At 65.6% G+C, this 21,458-nt stretch carries 22 protein-coding genes and 1 pseudogene; 10 read left to right on the top strand and 13 right to left on the bottom strand.

From position 1 onward, the window contains the following. Nucleotides 1-12 precede the first annotated feature (12 nt). From MUN73_RS21985 to MUN73_RS21945, 9 genes are read right to left on the bottom strand one after another with little or no spacing between them, the layout of a single operon-like run. Nucleotides 13-1,866, bottom strand: coding sequence for a Na(+)/H(+) antiporter subunit D (locus MUN73_RS21985; RefSeq protein WP_250142658.1), 1,854 nt, complete (start codon nt 1,864-1,866; stop codon nt 13-15). Next, a complete protein-coding gene (locus MUN73_RS21980) occupies nt 1,866-3,776 on the bottom strand; it encodes a proton-conducting transporter transmembrane domain-containing protein (RefSeq protein WP_250142657.1) in 1,911 nt (636 codons plus the stop codon). Before MUN73_RS21980 ends, MUN73_RS21985 begins: the two co-directional genes overlap by 1 nt. Next, the gene (locus tag MUN73_RS21975) at nt 3,776-5,311 is read right to left on the bottom strand and encodes a proton-conducting transporter transmembrane domain-containing protein (protein ID WP_250142656.1); all 1,536 of its coding nucleotides are present in this window, start codon (nt 5,309-5,311) and stop codon (nt 3,776-3,778) included. The genes MUN73_RS21980 and MUN73_RS21975 overlap by 1 nt, the downstream gene beginning before the upstream one ends. Further along, nucleotides 5,304-5,663 (bottom strand): cation:proton antiporter subunit C, encoded by a 360-nt coding sequence (locus tag MUN73_RS21970; protein ID WP_250142655.1) that lies wholly within the window; start codon nt 5,661-5,663, stop codon nt 5,304-5,306. Before MUN73_RS21970 ends, MUN73_RS21975 begins: the two co-directional genes overlap by 8 nt. Continuing rightward, entirely contained in the window at nt 5,656-6,186 is a 531-nt protein-coding gene (locus tag MUN73_RS21965; protein WP_250142654.1) for an MnhB domain-containing protein, read from the bottom strand. Before MUN73_RS21965 ends, MUN73_RS21970 begins: the two co-directional genes overlap by 8 nt. Beyond that, nucleotides 6,187-6,726: a DUF4040 domain-containing protein gene (locus tag MUN73_RS21960; RefSeq protein WP_250142653.1), complete on the bottom strand. Its 540-nt coding sequence runs from the start codon at nt 6,724-6,726 to the stop codon at nt 6,187-6,189. It lies immediately after the preceding gene. Then, nucleotides 6,723-7,082 carry a monovalent cation/H(+) antiporter subunit G gene (gene mnhG / locus MUN73_RS21955; RefSeq protein ID WP_250142652.1) on the bottom strand — a complete coding sequence of 120 codons (360 nt, stop codon included), beginning with the start codon at nt 7,080-7,082 and terminating at the stop codon, nt 6,723-6,725. Before mnhG ends, MUN73_RS21960 begins: the two co-directional genes overlap by 4 nt. After that, nucleotides 7,079-7,360 (bottom strand): cation:proton antiporter, encoded by a 282-nt coding sequence (locus tag MUN73_RS21950; protein ID WP_250142651.1) that lies wholly within the window; start codon nt 7,358-7,360, stop codon nt 7,079-7,081. Before MUN73_RS21950 ends, mnhG begins: the two co-directional genes overlap by 4 nt. After that, nucleotides 7,357-8,391 (bottom strand): monovalent cation/H+ antiporter subunit E, encoded by a 1,035-nt coding sequence (locus tag MUN73_RS21945; RefSeq protein ID WP_250142650.1) that lies wholly within the window; start codon nt 8,389-8,391, stop codon nt 7,357-7,359. The genes MUN73_RS21950 and MUN73_RS21945 overlap by 4 nt, the downstream gene beginning before the upstream one ends. A 274-nt stretch (nt 8,392-8,665) precedes the next feature. On the opposite strand from MUN73_RS21945, the gene MUN73_RS21940 reads away from it, so the two are divergent. The 5 genes from MUN73_RS21940 (at nt 8,666) to MUN73_RS21920 (ending at nt 12,355) form a co-directional block, all read left to right on the top strand. Next, nucleotides 8,666-8,854 carry a CbtB domain-containing protein gene (locus MUN73_RS21940; RefSeq protein WP_250142649.1) on the top strand — a complete coding sequence of 63 codons (189 nt, stop codon included), beginning with the start codon at nt 8,666-8,668 and terminating at the stop codon, nt 8,852-8,854. Further along, the gene (locus MUN73_RS21935; RefSeq protein ID WP_250142648.1) at nt 8,854-9,603 is read left to right on the top strand and encodes a CbtA family protein; all 750 of its coding nucleotides are present in this window, start codon (nt 8,854-8,856) and stop codon (nt 9,601-9,603) included. The genes MUN73_RS21940 and MUN73_RS21935 overlap by 1 nt, the downstream gene beginning before the upstream one ends. Beyond that, nucleotides 9,600-9,941, top strand: coding sequence for a (2Fe-2S) ferredoxin domain-containing protein (locus tag MUN73_RS21930; protein WP_250142647.1), 342 nt, complete (start codon nt 9,600-9,602; stop codon nt 9,939-9,941). Before MUN73_RS21935 ends, MUN73_RS21930 begins: the two co-directional genes overlap by 4 nt. Before the next feature lie 85 nt (nt 9,942-10,026). After that, on the top strand, nt 10,027-11,214 hold the full coding sequence (locus tag MUN73_RS21925; protein ID WP_250142646.1) for a thiolase family protein: 1,188 nt from the start codon (nt 10,027-10,029) through the stop codon (nt 11,212-11,214). A 70-nt stretch (nt 11,215-11,284) separates the two neighbouring features. Then, a complete protein-coding gene (locus tag MUN73_RS21920) occupies nt 11,285-12,355 on the top strand; it encodes a quinone-dependent dihydroorotate dehydrogenase (protein ID WP_250142645.1) in 1,071 nt (356 codons plus the stop codon). 1 nt (nt 12,356) lies between these two features. On the opposite strand, the pseudogene MUN73_RS21915 reads toward MUN73_RS21920, so the two are convergent. Further along, a pseudogene (locus tag MUN73_RS21915) lies at nt 12,357-12,565 on the bottom strand (hypothetical protein). Between the two features lie 487 nt (nt 12,566-13,052). On the opposite strand from MUN73_RS21915, the gene MUN73_RS21910 reads away from it, so the two are divergent. From MUN73_RS21910 to MUN73_RS21900, 3 genes are read left to right on the top strand one after another with little or no spacing between them, the layout of a single operon-like run. Continuing rightward, nucleotides 13,053-13,646, top strand: coding sequence for a DUF7344 domain-containing protein (locus MUN73_RS21910; RefSeq protein ID WP_250142644.1), 594 nt, complete (start codon nt 13,053-13,055; stop codon nt 13,644-13,646). Then, the gene (locus MUN73_RS21905; RefSeq protein ID WP_250142643.1) at nt 13,643-14,335 is read left to right on the top strand and encodes a signal peptidase I; all 693 of its coding nucleotides are present in this window, start codon (nt 13,643-13,645) and stop codon (nt 14,333-14,335) included. The genes MUN73_RS21910 and MUN73_RS21905 overlap by 4 nt, the downstream gene beginning before the upstream one ends. Continuing rightward, the gene (locus MUN73_RS21900) at nt 14,332-14,916 is read left to right on the top strand and encodes a hypothetical protein (protein WP_250142642.1); all 585 of its coding nucleotides are present in this window, start codon (nt 14,332-14,334) and stop codon (nt 14,914-14,916) included. Before MUN73_RS21905 ends, MUN73_RS21900 begins: the two co-directional genes overlap by 4 nt. A 343-nt stretch (nt 14,917-15,259) precedes the next feature. Here MUN73_RS21900 and MUN73_RS21895 read toward each other — a convergent pair whose 3' ends face one another. Next, entirely contained in the window at nt 15,260-17,023 is a 1,764-nt protein-coding gene (locus MUN73_RS21895) for a SipW-dependent-type signal peptide-containing protein (protein WP_250142641.1), read from the bottom strand. A gap of 216 nt (nt 17,024-17,239) precedes the next feature. Continuing rightward, on the bottom strand, nt 17,240-18,613 hold the full coding sequence (gene allB / locus MUN73_RS21890; protein WP_250142640.1) for an allantoinase AllB: 1,374 nt from the start codon (nt 18,611-18,613) through the stop codon (nt 17,240-17,242). A gap of 167 nt (nt 18,614-18,780) precedes the next feature. Between allB and MUN73_RS21885 the strand changes: the two genes are divergently transcribed. Further along, nucleotides 18,781-19,770 carry an NAD-dependent epimerase/dehydratase family protein gene (locus MUN73_RS21885; RefSeq protein ID WP_250142639.1) on the top strand — a complete coding sequence of 330 codons (990 nt, stop codon included), beginning with the start codon at nt 18,781-18,783 and terminating at the stop codon, nt 19,768-19,770. Nucleotides 19,771-20,011: 241 nt separating this feature from the next. Beyond that, nucleotides 20,012-20,371 (top strand): hypothetical protein, encoded by a 360-nt coding sequence (locus tag MUN73_RS21880; protein WP_250142638.1) that lies wholly within the window; start codon nt 20,012-20,014, stop codon nt 20,369-20,371. On the opposite strand, the gene MUN73_RS21875 is transcribed toward MUN73_RS21880, so the two are convergent. Continuing rightward, entirely contained in the window at nt 20,368-21,021 is a 654-nt protein-coding gene (locus MUN73_RS21875; RefSeq protein ID WP_250142637.1) for a MaoC family dehydratase, read from the bottom strand. The genes MUN73_RS21880 and MUN73_RS21875 overlap by 4 nt on opposite strands. Nucleotides 21,022-21,458: the final 437 nt, after the last annotated feature.

Raw genomic sequence — 21,458 nt, 5'->3', positions numbered from 1 at the left:
CGAGGAGGTGCTTCAGACGAGTAGCCACAGGATGACCGTCAGGAGGAGCGTCAGCAGGAGCACTGTCGTCCCGATTCCGGCCCGGAGGTGGATCGTCGACGGTCGGCCGCCGTCGGTCGGCCGGCGTTCGTCGACGTCGACCATCCAGTCGGGGAGCCGACCCGCTGCCGCGTCGACGGCGAGAACGGGGTTGTTCCCGACCCAGTAGCACCGCTTGACCGCGCCGACGACGGCGGCGTCGACGGCGGCGTAGGTTCCCGTCACCGCGAGCATGGTCCACCGACTGACGTAGTAGGTCGCGGGGTAGATGACCATCGCGGGGTCCCCGAGGTCGAGTTTCGAGAGCGGCTTTCGCACGAGGACGAACGTGACGGCGGCGACCGCAGTCAGGACCCCGGCCGTCTCCAGGTGGCTGGGGCTGTAGGGGTGGAGTTCGCTCTCGCCGCCGGGGTAGGCGAACGAGAAGTGACCGCCGGTGCCGTGAAGCGTCGGTGCGAGGTCGGCAAGCCCCTGCCACCAGACCCCGAAGAGGAGACAGGCCCCGCCGAGACCGAGCATCGCGACGGTCTGGCCGGGCTTTGCGTCCGGGACCTCGAAGTCGCTCTCGCCGTGGAAGAAGACGTAGTAGCCGAGCTTGATGAACGAGAGGAGGGTACCGATCGCGCCGAGCCAGAGCAGGTAGTACAGCGCCTGGTACTCGGGCTGCCCGTAGTAGCCCGGATCGGCGGAGTCGAAGATCATCCCCTTGCTCACGTAGCCGTTGAACCCCGGAATCGCGGTGATCGAGAGCGCGCCGAGGCCGAACCCGATCGCGGTCAGGGGCATCTCGCGCCAGAGGCCGCCGAGCTTGTAGAGGTCCTCCTCGCCGGTGCGGAAGATGACGACGCCGACGGCCATGAACAGGAGGCTCTTGAAGAGGATGTTGTTGAACAGGTGCGACAGCGCCCCGGCGACGGCGATCTCGGAAGCCATCGCTGCACCCATGCCGATCGCGGCGACGATGTAGCCCAGTTGGGCCTGGATGTGGTAGGACAGCAGCGCCCGCATGTCGTGCTGGAGCAGGGCGAACGTCGCGCCGTAGACGGACATCAGGCCGCCCATGTACGCGACGTAGATCGCGAGTTCGCTCTCGCTCCCGATCGGGAACGCCCGGTAGAGGACGAACGCGCTCGTCTTCGTCGTGTACACCGAGAGGAACACCGAGGCCGCGATGTGCGGTCGCGGGTAGGTGTCGGGCAGCCAGGTGTGAAAACCGATGAACGCGACGTTGACGCCCATCCCGAGGACCGCGAGGACGGCCGGGATCCCGCCGGCGATCCCGTCGTGAGCCGCGTAGCTGAACGACCCGATCTGGACGTAGTGGACGGCGACCGCCATCATCACGAGCACCCCGCCGGTGCCGTGGAAGATGGCGTACCGGAAGCCCGCACGGACCGCCTCCCCGCCGTAGTGCCAGACCACCAGCGTGCTGGTCACGGCCATCAGCTCCCACATGAACAGGAGAACGAGCCAGTCGCCCGCAAAGGCCGCCCCGAGCGACGAGGCGACGTAGGCGAGCGCGAACGCGACGAGCGTCTCGCTGGCCTCGCTCGAGTAGGCGTAGACGACGCTACAGACGCCCAAAAAGCCCAGCCCGAGGCCGATCATCCGGGAGAAGTCGTCGACGTAGTAGGGGACGACGTCGAACCCGAGGAAGGTGCCGGCAAGGTGTTGGCCCGCCGGCGCGACGAGCGAGATGGCGAGCACGGCCGCGAGGCTTAGCGCCCCGACGGCGAACCCGGCGAGCCGCGGCAGTACGAGCACGAGCAAGGCCGCCGCGAAGACGACGAGCGGCGGGTACGCAAGCGACAGGAGTTCGAGTTCCATCAGTCGGTCACCTCCGTCATGAGATCGTCGAACGGTACGTCACCCAGTTCCTCGAACGGCATGCCGAAGACGGCTTCGACGATCCGGACCGCCAGGTCGAGGAAGACCGCGTAGTCGGGGCCCACGCCGAGGACGATCGCTCCCGTGGCGATGACGGCGATGGGCACGAGCATGAGCCACGTACTCTCGGCGAACGGCGATCGGCGTTGCCAGCCCGTAGCCGGCGGTCCGCCGGTGAGGTGGTCGTCGTGGTCGCCGTGGTGGTCGACGCTGCTGACCCGCTCGCCCGTCTCGCCAGGAACGTCGGCGTCGCTCGGGTACTCGTCGACCGCGTACTCGTACTCCTCGTCGTCCGCGTCGGTCTCGTCGGTCGACTCCGCCGTGTCCGGCGCTTCGGAGCGGTTCGTCTCGCCGCCGTCGGCGGCGATCTGCTCGGCTCCCTCGCTGCCGTAGGACCGAAGCACGCCGCCCCGCGGGAACTCGAGCAGCGGTTTCGCTTCGTGGCGGTCCTCGCTCTCGAAGAACGCCGTGTAGACGACCGGCCAGAAGTAGCCGACGTTGAGCACGGCCGAGAGCAGGAGCGCTCCGGCGAACAGCCAGTAGCTCCCGCCGACGTCGCCCGCGCCGATCAGCATGTAGAACTTGCTGACGAAGCCGGCGATCGGCGGCAGACCGGCCATACCGGCCGCGCCAACGGTAAACGCGGTCATCGTCAGCGGCATCCGCTTCCCGATGCCGGCCATCTCGCTGATGTAGTCGGTGTGGGTCTCGACGTGGATCGCCCCCGCACAGAAGAACAGGGTGAGTTTCGCGAACGCGTGGGCGGGGATGTGAAACAGCGCGCCGACGACCGCGTACGGGTGCAACAGCGAGAGTCCGAGGACGATGTAGGAGAGCTGTGCCGTCGTCGAATACGCGAGCCGCCGCTTGAGGTGGTCCTTGCGGAGTGCGATGATACTCGCCGCGGTCAGCGTGAAGGCGGCGACCAGCGCGACCGGAATGTTCAGTCCGACTTCGCCGATACCGGGGATAGAAAGCGGCAGGTCGTGGATCAATCCCGGCCCGTAGACGTCGAGGATGACGCGGGCGATCCCGAACGCGCCGGACTTGACGACCGCCACCGCGTGGAGCAGGCCGGAGACGGGGGTCGGCGCGACCATCGCGTCGGCGAGCCAGGAGTGGATCGGCATCAGCGCCGCCTTGACGCCGAAGCCGGCGATCAGCAGGAAGAACGTGACCTGTGCGTACGCGGGTTCGGCGGCCGCCGCCTCCGCGAGCAGTTCGATGCCGCCGGCCTCGAACGCCGTCGTCGAGGTGCCGACGAGGCCGGTGAGCCAGTAGACCATCACCGTCCCGGCGAGCAGGAAGACTCCGCCGCCGAAGAACGTGTAGGCGAGGTACTTGCGGCCGGCGATCCGAGCCTCGTCGTCCTCGTTGTGGGCGACGAGCGGGTACGTCACGAGCGACAGCAGTTCGTAGAAGACGAAGATCGTCACCAGGTTCCCGGAGAACGCGATCCCGACTGCCGTCGAGAGGCTCGCCGCGAAGGCGGCGAAAAACCGCGTCTGGGCGTGTTCGTCCAGCCCGCGCATGTAGCCGGCGGCGTAGAAGGACGTGAAGATCCAGAGGAAACTGGCGAGCAGGGCGAAGAAGACGCCGAGTGGATCGGCGCGCAACACGAAGTCGACCCCTTCGAGAAACTGGACGCCGATCGCGTCGCTGAGCCGCCAGACGTAGACCTCGTCGGCCAGCACGCCGGGGAGCATGCTGGCGACGATAGCGAACTTCGCGAGCGCGGCCAGGACGGACCACCCCTCGCGGACGTTCGGTCGGCGATGCGACGCGACGATCAGGACCACCGCGATCGCCGAGACGAGAACGGCGGCGAGTGGTCGGATCGAATCCACCATCAGTTGAACACCTCCGTCAGGAAGGGGGCGAGCAGGTCGGCGATCGCGCCACCGGCGAATCCGAGCGCGACGGCGGCGAGCGCGGCGACGACGACGATCGACACCATGCCGATCGAGACGGCGTCAGGAGAGGCCCCGTCCGGAGCGGTGGCGTCGCCGCCGTCGGTCGCGACCGGTTCCGGCGACGGGATCGATTCGATCGAGGGCGGGTGCGTGAAGTACATCTTCTCGAGCAGGCGAGCGGCGTAGGCGAGGGTGAGCATCGTACTGAGAACGATCACGGCCGCGACGGGCCACAGCTGCGACTCGACGGCACCGAGCGCGATGTACCACTTGCCGACGAAGCCGACGCTCGGCGGGATGCCGACGAGCGCGAACAGCAGGACGGCCATCGATCCGGCGACGACGGGCCGTTCCGTCGCGAGGCCGGCGTACTCGTCGACGGTGCGAGCGCCGTAGCTCACCGCGACGAGGCCGACCGCCAGGAAGAGACCGGCTTTCAGCAGTCCGTGGCCGACGAGGTGGATCGCGGCGCCGATCAGGGCCGTCTCGGAACTGCCGGCGATGACGACGCCGTAGGCGGCCACGATCAGGCCGAACTGCGAGACCGACGAGTACGCGAGCATCCGCTTGACGTCGGTCTGGATCACGGCCAGCGTCGTCCCCGCGAGGACGCTCACGCAGCCGATCGCGAGGACGATCGGGGCCGCGTTCGCCGTCGCGGCGAGGTAGTCGACCTCGAAGACGGTGACGATCAGCCGCCCGAAGGCGTACGCGGAGGCCGAGGAGACGAGCGCCGCGATCAGCGGCGTCGCGCCGTCGGGGGCCTGCTGGTAGGCGTTCGGCTGCCAGGTGTGGACCGGCCACTGGGCGACCTTGGTCGCGAAGCCGACGATCATGAACCCGAGTCCGGCCCGAATCAGGATCGGGCGTTCGGCGGCCGGAATCGCCGACGTGAGTTCGATCATGTTGAGCGTCCCCGTCGCCATGAACACGAAGGCGACGCCGGTCAGGTACATCGACGCGGCGACGGTTCCCAGGATCAGGTACTTCAGGGCGGCGACCGCCGACTCGGCGCCGTCGCCGCTGGCGACCAGCGCGTAGGTCGCCAGACTCGTGATCTCGAGGAAGACGAAGAGGTTGAACACGTCCCCGGTCAGCGAGATGCCGAGCAACCCGCCCACCAGCAGGAGGTACGCGCTGTAGAAGGTGTTCCCGCGCGGGCCGCCGCGTCGCGTGTACGCGAGGACGCCGGCGGCGACGCCGGTCACGAGCAGGACGATCAGCATCGAGAACTGGTCCGCGACCAGTTCGATCCCGTACGTCCGGGGATAGCCGCCCAGCCGGTGGATCACCTGGCCCGCCGTGTAGACCTCGCTGGCGAGGGCGACGGCGGCGGCGAACAGGCCGGTCGTCGTGACCGCCGCGACGGCCCAGCCGGTTCGATCGTACCGCAGCCCGAGCGCGATCGGAAGCGTGGCTGCGACGATCGGGGCGACGATCAACAGCGCCGGGAGCAGGTCGACGCTACTCATCGGCACGCACCTCCCTGAGAGTATCCTCGCGGAGCGTCCCGTACTCCGAGTAGATGCGGATGATCAGCGCCAGTCCGACCGCGGTCAGCGCGATGCCGACGACGATGGCGGTCAGCACGATGACCTGCGGGAGCGGGCTGGCGACTTCGCTCCCCTCGTTCGGGACGATCGGTGCGGCACCGCCCTCGACGTAGGCCATGGCGATGAAGAACAGGAAAATCGCCGTCTGGAAGAGGCTGACGCCGATCAGCTTCTTCACGAGGTTCTCGTTGGCGATCATCATGTACATCCCGATCCCCAGCAGGACGAACAGCAGGAGGTAGGCGTAGCGGTTCGCGAGCAGTTCAATCATCGTCGCTCACCTCCCGATCGGTCGCCTCGGCGGACCCCGACGGGGTGGACGATTCGGCGGGTCCGTTGCCGCGGCGTTCGGGCGTAAAGCCCGCGGCCATCGCGAAGAAGAGGGTGATGACGACCCCCGAGACGATCAGCGCGATGCCGCCGATCTCGATGGCCTCCATCCCCCACTTGCCCTTGATGCCGAGCGTCGGGTAGATCCGATCGTACTCGAGGAAGTTCCCGCCGAGCAGGATCGTCCCCAGTCCGACCCCGGCGAAGATGGCGACGCCGCCGGTCACGAGCCCGACGAGGAAGGAGTTCCGGAGCCACCGGCGGGTCGGTTCGATACCGAAGGCGAACCCGAGCATGAGGACGGTGACGCCGACGATGGCGCCGCCCTGGAAGCTCCCGCCGGGCGTGTCGGCCCCGTGAAGGACCATGAACAGGCCGTACGTGAGCGTAAACGGGGCGAGGATCTTTACGGCGGTCATGATGACCTGACTCTCGGTGTAGGTATCGTCGACTGATTCGGACATTCAGGCGAACACCTCGCGTTTCAACACGAGCAGCGTCGAGATTCCGGCGGCGAAGACGACGACCGCCTCACCGAAGGTGTCGAACCCCCGGTAGGCCGCGAGGACGGCGGTGACGGCGTTGTGGACCCCCGTCTCGTCGTACGCGTTCTCGATGTAGTGTTGCGTGACGTCCGGGTTGGACCAGACCGGGGCCGACGGGTCGCCGACCGGGTACATCTCGGGCAACACCGTCGCCGAGAGGAGGACGACGAACGCCCCCACGACGACGACCGCCGGGACGTCGATCCGCTCGACGAGCCGATCGGTCGAGGGCCTGGTCGTCCGTGCGATCGTCAGCAACAGCAGGATGGTCGTCACGCCGGCACCGATCGCGGCCTCGGTCATCGCCACGTCGGGCGCGAGCAGGAACGTGTAGAGGATCGCCATCCCCAGGCTGTAGGCACCGAAGACGATGATCGCGGACAACACGTCCCGGAACAGCGCCGTGGCGACCGCCGCCGCGAGGAGGAAGACGGCGAGCACGTACGCGAACGCGCTCATCGCGACTCACCTCCGGCGTCGACGGTCACGTCGGCCTCGTCGTCCGGGTCGTCGGCGAGCAGGGGTTCGACCCCCGACTCCGCCGCGGAGCGGGCGATCGCGTGTGCCGCCGTCGGGTTCGTGATAAACACGAAGAACAGCAGGAGGACGGTGTAGACCGCCGCTTGCTGCCAGCCGAACGCCAGCGCGACGCCCGCGAGGGCAAAGCCCGCACCGAGCGTGTCCGTCTGGGAGGCGGTGTGGGCCCGCGCGTAGATGTCCGGGAGGCGGATGACGCCCACCGTCGAGACGAGCGTGAAGAGCACGCCGAACCCGAGGAGGACGACGATCGACCAGAACCGGACGGTCTCGATCACAGCACACCACCCCGCTCGACAGTGAACTTCGAGATGGCGATCGACATCAGGAAGTTCAGCAGGGCATAGATCAGCGCGACGTCCAAGAACCACGGCTGGTCGAGCGCCGCCGCCAGCAGGGCGAGGATCACGACCGTGTTCGTCCCGAGCACGTTCACGGCGAGCAGGCGATCCTGCGTCGTCGGTCCCGCGACGGCGCGGTAGAACATCGCGATCGCGAGCACGACGAACAGCGTCGCGGTCGCGAGAAAGACCTCGGAGAGCGGAACGGGCGTCACAGCTCGTCACCTCCGACGATCTCGGCGTCGTCGCGTTCCCGCGGGGAGGGGATTCTGGACGACTCGCGACCGTAGAAGACGAACCGGATCGCCCGTTCCAGGCCGCCGTCGAAGAGATCCTCGCGGGCCGACGGGATCAGCGTGTGGACGAGCAACTGCTGGTCGTTGGCCCGGACCGTCAGCGTCCCCGGCGTGAGCGTGATGCTGTTCGCGAGCGCGAGCAGCGGCAGGCCGCTCCTGACGCGAGCGTTGACCCGCGTCAGCGTCGGCTCGATCGGCATCGACGGCCGGAGGATCACGATCGAGACCGCGATGTTGGCCTTGACGATCTCCCAGAGCAGGTACGGGATGTAGGCGACGAACCGGACGGTCCGGATCGGGGACTGAACCCGATCGAGCGGCACCGAAAAGGTCACCTGCGCGAGCGAGACGGCGACGATGCCGGCGACCGCCGCGCCGGTGACGAGATCGAACCAGTAGGTCGGATCCCCGAGGACGAGATAGAAGCCATAAGAGATCCAGAAGAGGGCGAACAGCCGGTCGAAGCGCTTCCCGGTTCCGACGAGTCGCCCGTGACGGGCCGGCCGTTCGACCGGTGCCTCGTCGTACGCCAATCCGAGACGATCGAGTTCGCGTTCGAGGGGCTGGAGCATCTGTGCGGTAACGCCGGGCTGGTACTCCGGATCGAGGACGATGCGGTCGATCCCGTGGTCGTCGGCGTACGCCTCGAAAATCTCGGCGTAATCACGGGGTCCGAAGAGGTACTCGTCGATGCCGACTATCGTCGTTTCGATCGTCACGTCGGCGTCTTCGGCGTCCTCCTCGACCCAGTTTCGCGCCCGCGAGAGCAACTGCTCGGCGTCCTCACGTTGCCGGTCGCTCTCCGGGACGTCGGCGTCGTAGGGCAAGGCGACGACGAGGTGACACTCGAGCGAATCGGCCGACTCGAGAGCGTCCCGGACCGCGTAGCCGACCGTTTGCCGGACGGTCACCGTGTCCGACAGCGGGACGAGCACGCGTTCAACCGCCATTGGCGCCCCCTCGTGGAGACCGTCGTTGGATACTCATGACTCCAGTCGTTAATCGGACCAAGCGGTACCCGCAGGAAAACGATTTCGTTATCCGCCGGTCAGCGCCGCGATTCCGGCGACACCTTCCGGATTGCTTCGGCGGCGTCGACCGGGACCGATTTCGACGGACGCCGCCTCTCCTCGGTCGACAGACGGCAGATGAGTGGCGACGCTCGCGATTCCGGCCGGGACCGGAAGTTTTACAAATTGAATTTCAGTATTGCAAGTTGAGTTTATGGCAGCGACGACCGACACCGTTCACGACCGAATCGACACCGCACGTGCAGACCTCACGCCGATCCAGTTGGCGGCAATCGTCCTCTTCGCCGCCGCGATCGGCTTTACGCTGCTGTTCCTGCAGGAACCGATCGCCCACGACGCGATGCACAACTTCCGGCACGGGGCCGGGATCACCTGCCACTGATGCTCGTCGATTACCTCCAGCGGGGCGTTCTCGCGGGAACGATCGGCGGGGTCTGCTACGGCGGCTACCTCGCCGCGGTGGCGAACCCGCTCGTCGAGTACATGGAAGAACTGGACCACGAGGCCGGTCACGGACACGAGCACGCACACGACGCAACTGAGTCCGCACACGCCGTCAGCGAGACGACGACGGCGGTCGTAAGCGTCGGGAGCGGAGTTCTCTGGGGGATCCTCCTCGGCGGTCTGTTCGCGCTCGCGTTCTACTTCCTCGAGCCGGCACTGCCCGGACGCGGTCGCGTCAAGGCCGTCGTGCTCGCCGGGGCCGGGTTCCTGACGGTCTCGGTCACTCCCTGGCTGGTGCTCCCGCCGGCGACGCCGGGAGCCGAACAGGCGCTCGGGCCGGACGCGCGTATCGTACTCTACGCCTGCCTGATGGTCCTCGGCGCGATCGTGGCGACAGGATCGATCCTCGGGTACAGGCTGACGACTGCGCGAACCGGTGACTGGCGCGTGGGCGTCGTGGCCGGGGTGGTTCCAGTCGTCGTGACCGTCGCCGTCCTGCCGCTCGTGACGCCGACGATCACCACGACCCCGCTGCCGGCCGCCCTGGTGACGGCGTTCCAGGGCCTGACCGTCCTCAGTCAGGCCGCGCTCTGGGCGATCGTGGCGGCCAGTTTCGCGTGGCTCCACGATCGCGCGCGGATGGTCGACGACGCGGCATCGACCAAGAAAGAGCCGATCGCGGCATGAACCGTCGTACCGCCCAGCAACGCGATCGGATCGGCGCGCAGGTACTCGTCTGTACGACCGATCGCGACTCGGAGTACGCCTGCTGTGCTGACGCCGGCGCGGACGCGGTCGTGGCGGCCGTCGAATCGTGGCTCCGCGATCGGAACGCCTTCTGGTCGCCGATCGCGGTGACGGAAACGGCGTGTCTCGGCCTCTGTAGCGCGGACGGGACAGCGATCGCGATCCAGCCGCGAGACGAGTGGTACTCGGACGTGACCGTCGCGGACGTTCCCGATCTGCTCGAACGGGAGTTCGGTCCGGACGCGGCGTCGATCGATCGACGGGCCGCGGACGCGTAAGTGACCGGTGACGATCGCCGACGGATTCGAGCGCACCGTTCCGAGACAGTAACGTTCTTTCACACCTGTCACGTCAGCTAACGGTATGCCGGACCACGAACCCGAGACGAACGTCGTGCTCGTCGACGGCGCACGAACGCCACACGGGACGCTCCTCGGCTCGCTCGCTGACGTCGAGGCCGTCGAACTGGGACGGATCGCGATCGACGGCCTGCTCGATCGCGTGTCCGTCGCGGGCGAGGCCGTCGACTGGGTGGGCCTCGGGAACGCCATCCAGGCTGGGATCGGGCAGGTGCCGGGGCGACAGGCCGTCGTCGAGTCGTCGCTTCCGAACGAGACCCAGGTCACGACGGTCAACGAGGCGTCTGGATCGGGACTGCGCGCGATCGCGCTCGCGGCCGATCGAATCGACGCCGGACGGGCCGACCTCGCGATCGCGGGCGGCTTCGAGTCGATGACCAACGCGCCGTGGATCCTGCCTGACTACCGGAAGGGGCGTCGCCACGGCGACGTCGAGATCAAGGACTCGATGATCCTCGATTCGCTATGGGATGTCAATCTCGACGTCCACATGGGCGAGATCACCGAGCGCCTGGTCGATCGAAAGGGGATCTCTCGCGAGGCCCAGGACGAGTACGCCCTCGAGAGCCACCGCCTGGCGGCCGAAGCGATCGACGGCGGCGCGTTCGACGACGAGATCGTTCCGGTCGAGACCGGCGGTGGGACCGTCACCGAGGACCAGGGCCAGCGCCGGGACTCGACGCTCGCGGACCTCGCGGAACTCCCGACGGCGTTCCGCGAAGACGGTACCATCACGCCCGGAAACGCCTCGAAGCTCAGCGACGGCGCGGGGACCGTCTTGCTCGCCGACGCGGACGCCGCGGCCGATCGGGGACTCGAACCGATGGCGCGACTCGTCGATTACGACCTCGTCTACCGCGACCCCGACGAGTTCAACGAGGCCGTCGGCGACGTCGTCGAGGGACTGCTCGATCGAAACGGGCTGGAAGCCGGAGACGTCGACAGCTACTGGATTAACGAGGCCTTCGCGGCCCAGTCGGTGTACGTCATGGACCGGCTCGACATCCCCCGCGAGGCGATGAATCCCTGCGGCGGTGCGGTCGCGTTCGGCCATCCGATCGGTGCCTCGGGCGGAATGCTCGCGACCAGTCTGGCCTACCAGCTGCGGGACGACCCGGACGTCGATCGCGGACTGGTGGGCATGAGCGTCGGCGGCGGCGGGGCGATCATGGCGCTGCTCGAAGCGGCCTGAGAAGTGTTCGGACGCGTCCTGACGCGTCGTTTCGAGGGGTTTACCTGACCGCCGTTCCGAGGTACTCCCGATGACGCTGTACTCGCGGGTGCGCCCCCTCGCGTTCACACTCCCCGCCGAGACCGCCCACGAGCTCGGCAAGCGGACGCTCCGGGGCGTCCAGTCGACGTGGCCGACGCGGACCGCGCTGTCGTACGCCTACCGGTACGAGCATCCGGCACTCGAGGTCGACCTGTTCGACGAAACGTTCCCGAACCCCGTCGGCGTGGCGGCGGGCTTCGACAAGAACGCCGAGGTGACCCACGCCCTCGCGGCGCTCGGGTTCGGCTTCGTCGAGATCGGCACCGTCACGCCGTACCCGCAACCGGGGAACGACCGGCCCCGACTGTTCCGCCTCCGGGAGGACGAGGCGATGGTCAACCGGATGGGCTTCAACGGCCAGGGCATGGAGCGCGTGAAAGACCGCCTCGAGCGGGACGGCACGCCCGACGTGCCGGTGGGCGTCAATATCGGCAAGATGAACTCCTCCTCCGAATCCGAGGCGATCGAGGACTACCGCCGGGTCTTCGATCGGCTCTCGCCGTTCGCCGACTACGTCGTGGTGAACGTCTCCTGTCCGAACACGCCCGAAGAGTTCGACGAGGGATCGCCCGCACACCTCCGGTCGATCTTCGAGACGCTCGAGGCCGAGAACGACGCGAACGTGCCGGTCCTCGTCAAGATCAGCCCCGACTCGCCCGAGGAGTCGATCTTCGACCTCGTCGACATCGTCCAGGCGTTCGACCTCGACAGCATCGTCGCGACGAACACGTCGACGAGCAGGGAGGAGCTCAAGTCGCCGAACCGCGAGGAGTGGGGCGGCCTCAGCGGGAAGCCGATCGAAGACCGCTCCACCGCCGTCGTCCGATCGATCGCCGAGTACACGGACGGCGACCTGCCGATCGTCGGCGTCGGCGGCGTCGACTCGGCCGCGAGCGCCTACGCGAAGATCCGGGCCGGCGCCTCGCTCGTCCAGCTGTACACCGGGTTCGTCTACGGCGGTCCCTCGACCGCGAAGCGGATCAATCGCGGACTGGTCGAGTTGCTCGAGCGGGACGGGTTCGCCTCGATCGAGGACGCGGTCGGGGCGGATCTGGAGTAGGCTAGCCGGGTTCGGGATCGTCGATCGCGTCGTCGAGCCCGCGGTGTTCGGCCGGCCCGACGGCCTCCGCGGGCCGATCGTCGCTGAGTTCGCGCGTGTTCGCTCCGACACCTGCGATTCGACCACCGACTCCGTATCGCCGCCGGTGACGGAGAGATACACCGACCTGAGGTGTGCCGTCTTGTTCGTCTCGGGTTCGGTCTCGGTCATCGTGCCACGTGGTTCGGTGACACGGCTAACGAGAACATATGAAGTGAGCACCACTGGCAGGATCTGGGAACGGATACGAGTACCGGTTCGGACGTCCACGCCGTGGCGGCACAGGCGGCGCTTCGAACGAGAAGCGACGGTCTTCGATTGATCGATGACTGTCTCCCGAAACGCGTTACACGCTGAATACTCCCGCGAATTGTTCCGGTTCCCGATACTTCACCGCGACGTATCTATTGTGAATGGTATCTCCGGCCTTCGAGACAGTAATCGGCCGCAGAAATCAGATACTGTCGACTAAACCGAATCACGTGTCTTTCGACGACTATCTATCTTGCTCATAACTAACCACACCTGACAGGAACGTCGATGTGATGGGGGGACCGATGCCTACGATTGGGGGAATAGCAACTGAACTGTTCAATACCGGTTCGGGAGTGGCGACAGCCACGAAGACCCGAGCCGAAACGGACCGCCGGTCAGGGTCATGAAGTCGGCGAGCGTTTCACACCTCGTCGGCGATTCCGCGGACGACGCGTCCACGCTGTCACAGGAGGTCGCGTTCGAGATGTTGAGCTGTCGCCGGCGGCGATACGTCATTCACTGTCTCAAACAACGAGGCGGCGCGGTCGAACTCCGGGACCTCGTCACGCAGGTCGCCGCCTGGGAGAACGAAGTGGCGCCAGAGGTGGTGACCTACGAACAGCGGATGCGCGTGTACACCGCGCTTCGGCAGTCACACCTGCCAAAACTGGACGACGGGGGGATCGTTACCTTCGAGGAGCACCGTGGGACGATCGCGCTCACCGACGCGGCCGCCGAACTGGAGGTCTACCTCGACGTCGTTCCGCACGAGGACATCCCGTGGAGCAAGTACTATGCCGGACTTGGAATCCTCAGTCTCGGGTTCGTGGGGACGCTGTGGATCGGACTGCCGCCGTTTTCGTTCGTCGCTCCGCTCGGCGGGGCGTTGCTCGTCACGCTGCTCTTTACGATCTCCGCCGCGTTTCACGTCAGGTACGATCGGCGGATGCGACTCGGCGGCGACTCCGAGCCGCCGGTCGCGGAGGTGGAGCCATGAACCGGACGACCGTCTGGTACGCCGCCGCGGGGACCGTTCTCGCGGCCCTGTTCGTGTTCGTCGGGCTCGTTACGTTCCCGGGCCTCGTCGGCGGCGACGACGTCTACATCGTCACCTCCGACAGCATGCAGCCGACGATCGAATCGGGCGACGTCATCATCACGCAGGAGGTCGACCCCGACGCGATCGAGTCCGGCGACGTGGTCACGTTCCAGGACGGGAGCGGTACCGACGGCGGGACCCTCACGCATCGTGTCGTCGAGGTCCGCGAGGAGAACGGCGAGCGATACTTCCGAACGAAAGGTGACGCGAACGAGGACCCTGACGAGGGCTACGTCCCGGCCGAGTACGCCCAGGGGACGCTCCACGTCCACGTTCCGTACCTCGGCTACCTCCTGCTGTTCGCCCGATCGAGTCTCGGGCTCTTCGCGCTCGTGATCGCGCCCGGACTGTTCCTCGTCGCGTCCGGAAGCTGGCAACTGCTCCGGGAGTTCGGCTATGCGCCGACCGTCGATCGCGTTCTGGAGGGGATCCTCGGTCCGGACGGCAGCGACGACGACCAGCCCGCGATCGAGGGTGAGTCGATCGAGACCCCCGCACTGGAGTCGGCCGACGACGCTCCGAGCGACGTCGCTCCTGAGCCCGGAAACGCGCGGAACGATGCCGCGACGACGGAGGGCGACCGATGACTCGATCGCGCGTCGTGTGGCTCGTCGCGGCGATTGCGATCCTGGGTGCGACGGCCGCCGCCGTTCCGATCGCGCCGACGGCAGGGTTCTTCTCGGACGCGAGTACGTTCGAGGACAACGGTATCGGCGCCGCCGAGTGGGGCCCGACCGCGTTCGAGGTGGACGCGCCCGACCGGGTCAACGCGAGCGAGAACGCCACGCTCGAGGTCACCCTCGCGAACGACGGCTCCAGGCCGACGGTCACCGAGTACGAAATCGTCGTCCACAACGAACCTGTCGAAGCGGACAGCGTCACACTCGACGGGAACCAGTCGTGGAACGCGAATTACGGATTCGATACGTCCGAAGCCGACGAACTCAACTGGTCCGTCACCGTCGAAAACGAGACAGCGTCGGGTACCCTGACGATCGCAGAAAACGACACCGAGACTGAGGGGGCTCTGAACGTATCCGAAACGGGTAACGAGACCGGAACGACCAACGAAACGACCGGCAGCGATAACGTCTCCGACGGAACTGACGAGGAGATTCCCGACGAGGAAAACGCAACCGAGTCGGAGAACGAAACCAGCGGGAACTAAAGTCAACCCGAAATCGAGGCAGAGAGTGAAGACGGAGAGGAATCGGATACCGACCCCGAGGACGGAGATTCCGAGGCGGTCTTTGCCGATCCCGAAGACTGAGACCCTCGCTTTTCGACGACGGAATGCTCTGCCCGTCCGTTGCGATCACGTGTCCCGTGGACTAGATCGATTGTGTGACGAACCAGTCACAACCTGCGGATCACCGAGGTCATTTGTCCGTTAGAGGTCCGTGTTCCAGACGGCGTTATTCGGGAAGACTGGCCGTGTAAATCTTGATCGAAAAAATAGTGTTCAGGGACTGCCGTCGATGAAATCGTACCGAGTCGCCGACAGCGGCTCCTTACGTCGGTTGATCAGACTTCTCCTCACGATCCATCCCTGAACCGTCGTTGTGACGGCACTGTTCGGTGTAGAAGCCGATGTCGAACGCGACGGAATCGCCCTGAATCTCGTTGGCGTGGTCGACCGGGAGCCACCATTCGAAGCCGATATACGCCGTCGTCGAATTCTCGAAGCACCGCCGCTTACCGTTATCGTGGCCGTTATCACCGTCGTCACCGTCGAGCAAACAGCACACGTCGACGTTACTGATTCCGTGATCACCAGGAGTCGTAAACTCCGCACCATCGAGGACGACTGGTTCGTCGAACACGTAGACCTGCTCGCCGTTGGGTCCACCCTTCACACTGACGATGATAACGGGCCCGTCCGACGAGAGGGTGATATTCCCATTTTCGTCATCGGGATCAACGGAATCGACAGTAATCGTGGTACAGCCACCGTATTCCATCCCGGGTTCGATCGGTGCATTGTCCGGGTTGAGTACCTCCGATCCGACGATGTTTCCGGGCTCGAACCGCTCGAGGCGCTCCTCGTAGTCGGCGCACTGGTAGTTTCTCGCACCACCGAACCGATCGTTGGTACCAGTGACGATGGTCTCGTCTATTCCGTCGGTATCTTCGTCGATCCATCCTGAAACCTTCCGGACAGTGTCTCCATCGTTGCCACCGTTTTTGTCCTCACCGTTCGAGACGGGCTTCGGATCGAGGAGGAACATTTCGTTTTCGAGTGCCCTGAGGACGCTTCGGAGCGACCCGCTAAGCGGAAGGAGTGACTCGCCGGTAGTCGCAAAAATGTTGCTTCCCTCCCCGAGGTCCTTGTCGTCCAGGTCAGCGCCGTACTCGCCATCGATCCCGGTGTCGTACCAGAACGACGCCCTGATCTCGTCCAGGAGTTCGACGTACTCGCCGTCGACGTCGGGGTCGTCGTCGGTAATTTCGTCGGGGTCTTTGCGCTCGGGTTCGGTATGCCCGTTCTCGTTCGCATCGACGAGATTTCCGGTCAGCCAGACGTAGCCTGGGTTTCCACAGAGGTGGAAGCTCAGCGTCAGCTCGCCGAAGTCACCCGGCTTCACGTCCGAGATGTTGATGAGCGGATCCCCGGGCTTGGTGGTCTGTGGGTTCGGATCACCGCCGAAGGTCCCACGCGTTCGATAGGGATGGCTCAGCACATAATCGAGATCTGCCTTCAGGTCACAGATTTCGTCGTCCAGATCCTGGCGCTGAGCGTCGTAGTGATCTTTCTCGATCGCTGTTTCAACGTTCGTCGTCTTTGTTTGATCCGGAAATGCCTCGATGGCGGTGTTTTTCATGAACTGTTGTTCGTTCTCGACGAACACGGACTGTTCCGCAGTCGGCGCAGTCGAAGGGAAGCCAAAGAGACCATCACCTGGCTCCATACTCCAGTCTCCGACGTCCTTCAGTTCGTCTTCGCTCCAGTCACTGTAGTGTTCTTCCCAGTCGAGTTTGAGATCGAGTTCGCCGGCAACGAGTTCGTTGCCCTCGAACGTCTCTTTATCACTGAAGAACGCACTCGTACCTGCACCTGCGAGAGCGCCACCGACGCCGATCGCGCCGAGTGCCCCCAGAACGTTTCGCCTCGAAACCGGATTCGAATTTGGTTGTTCCGTCATAGGTTTCCACCCCCTGATCAGGGGACAGTCAGCGCGAGGTGATCCCCCCACGACGCGGCCACACCGCGTCACGATCCTTCGGGCCAAGCGAAGGCTGAGTCCCCTGAAGTAGGGTACCAGAACGGGCGACACGGAGGGGCGTATATATACACAGGCAGGATACCGGCTAGAGAGTCCCTCTATCCCGTCAGAGAACGGCTTCGCAGTCGAGGGAGATCACAGGTCGACGTTGATCGGTCGATTCTCGATCGAAACGGACCTGTACCCGTATTGCTCGTCTCTCTCGTGCCGCGACCGTCGAAAACAGCTATTTCCGATAGTTAGCCGGAAGGGACTGCGTTCCTCGCCCTACGCCTCGTCTACTGCGACCCGAGTCCCGTACCCCGACTCGCCGACGACCGCACCGTCCTCGAAGACGATCTCGCCGCGGACGACGGTCGCGATCGCGTCCCCGACGAACGACTCGCCCTCGAACGGCGTCACGCAGTTCTTCGAATGGAGTTCCGACGCGTCCTCGAGGGTCCACTCGCGATCGGGATCGACGATCGTGAAGTCGGCGTCGGTGCCGATCTGGAGCGACCCCTTCTGCGGGTACATCCCCCAGATCTGTGCGGGGCGGGTCGAGTGGCGTCGCACCCACTCCTCGAGCGTGAATCGGCCCTGGTCGACGAAGGTGAGCATCACCGGCACCTCGGTCTCGAGGCCGACGAAGCCCGAGATGGCGTCCCACGTGTTGCCGAACGGATCGTCCACCAGCTTTTCCTCGGGGGTGTGCGGCGCGTGGTCGGTCGCGAAACAGTCGATCGCGCCGTCGTCGATGCCCACGTCCCACAGTTTCTCCCGTTCCGCGGCGTCGCGGATGGGGGGCTGGATGCGTGCCGGGTTCCCCTTCTCGCGCATCACGTCCTCGGTGAACCAGAGGTAGTGGGGCGTCGTCTCGGCGGTCACGTCCACGCCGCGGTCCTTCCCGCGGGCCACGGCCTCGGCGGCCGATCCCGACGAGACGTGGAACATGTGAACCTTCGCGCCCGTTTCCTCGGCGAAGGTAACCATTCGCTCGACGGCCTCCCGTTCGGCGATCACCGGCCGTGAGTGGGAGTGGTCGATCGGCTCGTTCTTCCCCGCCGTTTTGAACCGTTCGGTGTAGTGATCGATGATCTCCCCGTTCTCCTCGTGGAAGCCGAGTCGCTTGCCCGTCTCGCGGATCCGTTCCATCGCCTCGAGGATCTCGCCGTCGTTCGGCGGCGGGACGTCCCCCACCGTCGACCCGAGGAAAATCTTGTAGCCGAGGACGCCGGCCCGGTCGAGGTTCGGGATCAGATCGAGGTTCTCAGAGGTGACGACGGCGTAGCTCTGGAAGTCGACGTGGGCCGACTCCTCACCGCGCTCGTACTTCAACTCGAGGTGTTCGGGTCGATCGATCACCGGATCGGTGTTTGGCATCCCGACGACGGTCGTCACGCCGCCCGCCGCCGCGGCGCGGGTCGCGGACTCCCAGTCTTCCTTGTACTCGAGGCCGGGTTCGCGGTTGTGGATGTGGCAGTCGACGATGCCGGGGACGAGGATGGCGCCGTCGGCGTCGAGGACCCGATCGGCCTCGGGAAGCCGATCGGACCGGCCGACGGCCGCAATCCGGCCGTCCTCGACAGCGACGCCCGCATCGGGGGCCCGCCCCGCGGGCGTCACGACGGTACAGTTTCGCACGACGAGGTCAACGGTCATTGCCGGGGGTTGTGGAGGGGCGCGCATATAGGTTCTGTTGCCCGCTCGCCGGTCGAGACGGCCCCGCCGTCGACGGTCCTGTAGCGACGCGGTACTCGATCGTAGGTCGGGCGTAGCTACTGGTACCGAAGCGATACTAAACACCGCGAAGCCCGTGGTCGACGACGATGGGAACACACGCGCCCGAACGGCTCTGCAACAGGACGGTACTGGTGACCGGCGGTGCAGGGTTCGTCGGGAGCCACCTCGTCGAGGCCCTGGCTCCGGACAACGAGGTTCGCGTTCTCGACGACTTCTCGACCGGATCGCGCGAGCACCTGCCCGACGACGTGACGGTGATCGAGGGCGACGTTCGCGACCCGATCGCGCTCCAGGAGGCCGCCCGCGGCGTCGACGTAATCTTCCACCAGGCTGCGGTCGTCAGCGTCTCCCGGACCGTCGACGAACCGCGCCGGTCGAACCGAACCAACCTCGACGCGGGCCTGCTGGTGCTAGAACAGGCCAGACAGGAAGACGCCAGGGTCGTCTTCGCCTCGAGCGCGGCCGTCTACGGCCATCCGTCGGAGTTACCGGTCCCGGAAACGGCCCCGACCGAGCCGACGTCGCCGTACGGCGTCCAGAAGCTGGCGATCGACCAGTACGCCCGGCTCTATGAAGATCTATACGATCTTCCGACCGTCGCGTTGCGGTACTTCAACGTCTACGGCCCCCGCCAGCGCGGTCCCTACAGCGGGGTGATCTCGACGTTTCTCGAGCAGGCGCGCGCGGACGAACCGATCACGATCGAGGGCGACGGCGAACAGACGCGCGACTTCGTCCACGTCAGCGACGTCGTCATGGCGAACCTGCGCGCGGCGACGACCGACGAGGTCGGAGCCGCGTACAACGTCGGCACCGGCGATCGGGTCTCGATCGAGGATCTGGCGAAGACGATCCGTGACGTGACCAACTCGTCGTCCCCGATCGTCCACAAGGACCCCCGGGCCGGCGACATCAGGCACAGCGGTGCCGACCTCACCAGGGCGACGCGGGAACTGGGGTTCGAACCCCGCGTGAGCCTCGAATCGGGGCTTCGATCGCTCGCCGACGGGACGTCCATCGCGCCGATCGTGGACGGGACGGCCGACCAGAACGCCGAACACACCAGTTACAGCTGACCACGCGCCCAGTTTTCGAGAATCGAGTTCGGATCGACGACGTTCGTCGATACCGGACCGTCTCGAACCACCTCGCTGAGGGAACAAAACGGTCGATAATCGTTACGAAATCACTGCTTGATTTCGCCCACGGGGCCGAGAGCCTGAAACCGCGTCAGTGCCACCGCACGGGTCGGTAACCCCGCTTCTCATTGGCGTAGGTGAGAGATAACTATCGGTATCGACTGCCTCACTGATCCGTATGACGCTACTCGAAAGCGCGATCGTCTTCACCGTGAGCCTACTCATCGGTGCACTGGGAATCTACGTCGGTGCAAGCGTGGTCGTCGACGCGGCGGACTACACGTACGCCATCGTCACTGCACTCATCGGGGCGATCGTCTGGGGCCTCGTGGGATTCTTCTTCGGATGGATCCCGTTACTCGGCCCCTTGCTCGTCTTCATCGCGTACCTCGCGGTGATCAATGCGCGCTATCCCGGCGGGTGGGTCGACGCCGCCGCGATCACCATCGTCGCCTGGCTCTCGGTCCTGGTCGTCCTGTACGTCCTCGCGATCCTCGGCGTGATGGGGTTCGAGGCCGCCGGCGTGCCGGGAGTCTAGACGGCCGAGTCCGGAAGCGGGTCGACGAGGACCACTGCTTCGCCGGTGACGACGGGTTCGGACGCAGTTTCGACGATCGTCTCGAGGCGGTACCGGTCGCCACCGAGGTCCTCGAGGACTTCTACGGTCGCCGTCAACTCGTCACCGACGGCGACGGGGCCGCGGAACTCGAGGTCCTGGGAGAGATAGACGGTGACGCCCGGAATCCGGGCGAGTGCGGCGCTGATCAGGCCCGAGACGAGCGTGCCGTGTGCGATCCGGCCGCCGAACCGCGTCTGCCCGGCGAACGAATCGTCGAGGTGGAGCCGGTTCGTGTCGCCGCTGGCGAAGGCGAAGTCCGCGACGTCCGATTCGTCGATCGTCTTGGCGAACGTCACGGTGTCGCCGACGGCGATCGCCGAGGGGTCGTCGACCGTCCGACTGGTCTCCCACTCCTCGTGACCGATCGTCGACACTGACGACCCGTCGCCGATCGACTGGTCATCACTGGTGCCGGCGATCGCCGTTCCATTGCCTCCGTCGCGGTCGTTCGTGGGAGTCGCTGGAACACCCAGTGCGGCGAACGTCGCCCGGTTCGCTTCCCGCATACTCGCGACGACGTGATCGGATGCGCGGGACCAGGCCCGGATCGTCTGTGAGAGCGAAGTCATCTGTGTAGCCCGTACCCGAACGTGGTTCTTCGCGAGGATCGTTGCCACAGTGACGGGTACATGAGTGTACTGGCAGGTCTCGAACCTAATAAGTGTGCTGGACAAATACACGTCCAGGAGTGTGTAAGGCGTACGTACAGTCATCGAAATTATAACTTACACCGTAAACCCGGATATAATTCGATCTAATAGTTACGAACGTCCGATCGTGTTTATTCGCTGGCTCGGGCAACTGCGTATCAGCCTCACGAACGACGACCGTACCGACCGGGGAACCGACAGGCGGAACCGGTAGGCACCTGCTGAATACGACCGGTACCGAACTCCCCTGAGGGCTGGCTGATCGAACGTTCCACGCGGGATGAGATACAGACCGAATCGTAACACAACATGTCTTATAAGAAATACTTTGTAGGCCGGTCACGACGGTACAGGAC

This window comes from Halosolutus amylolyticus, assembly GCF_023566055.1.
Classification (GTDB): domain Archaea; phylum Halobacteriota; class Halobacteria; order Halobacteriales; family Natrialbaceae; genus Halosolutus; species Halosolutus amylolyticus.
Note: the sequence above shows the minus strand (reverse complement) of the source record. Positions and strands in the feature narration are given on the sequence as shown.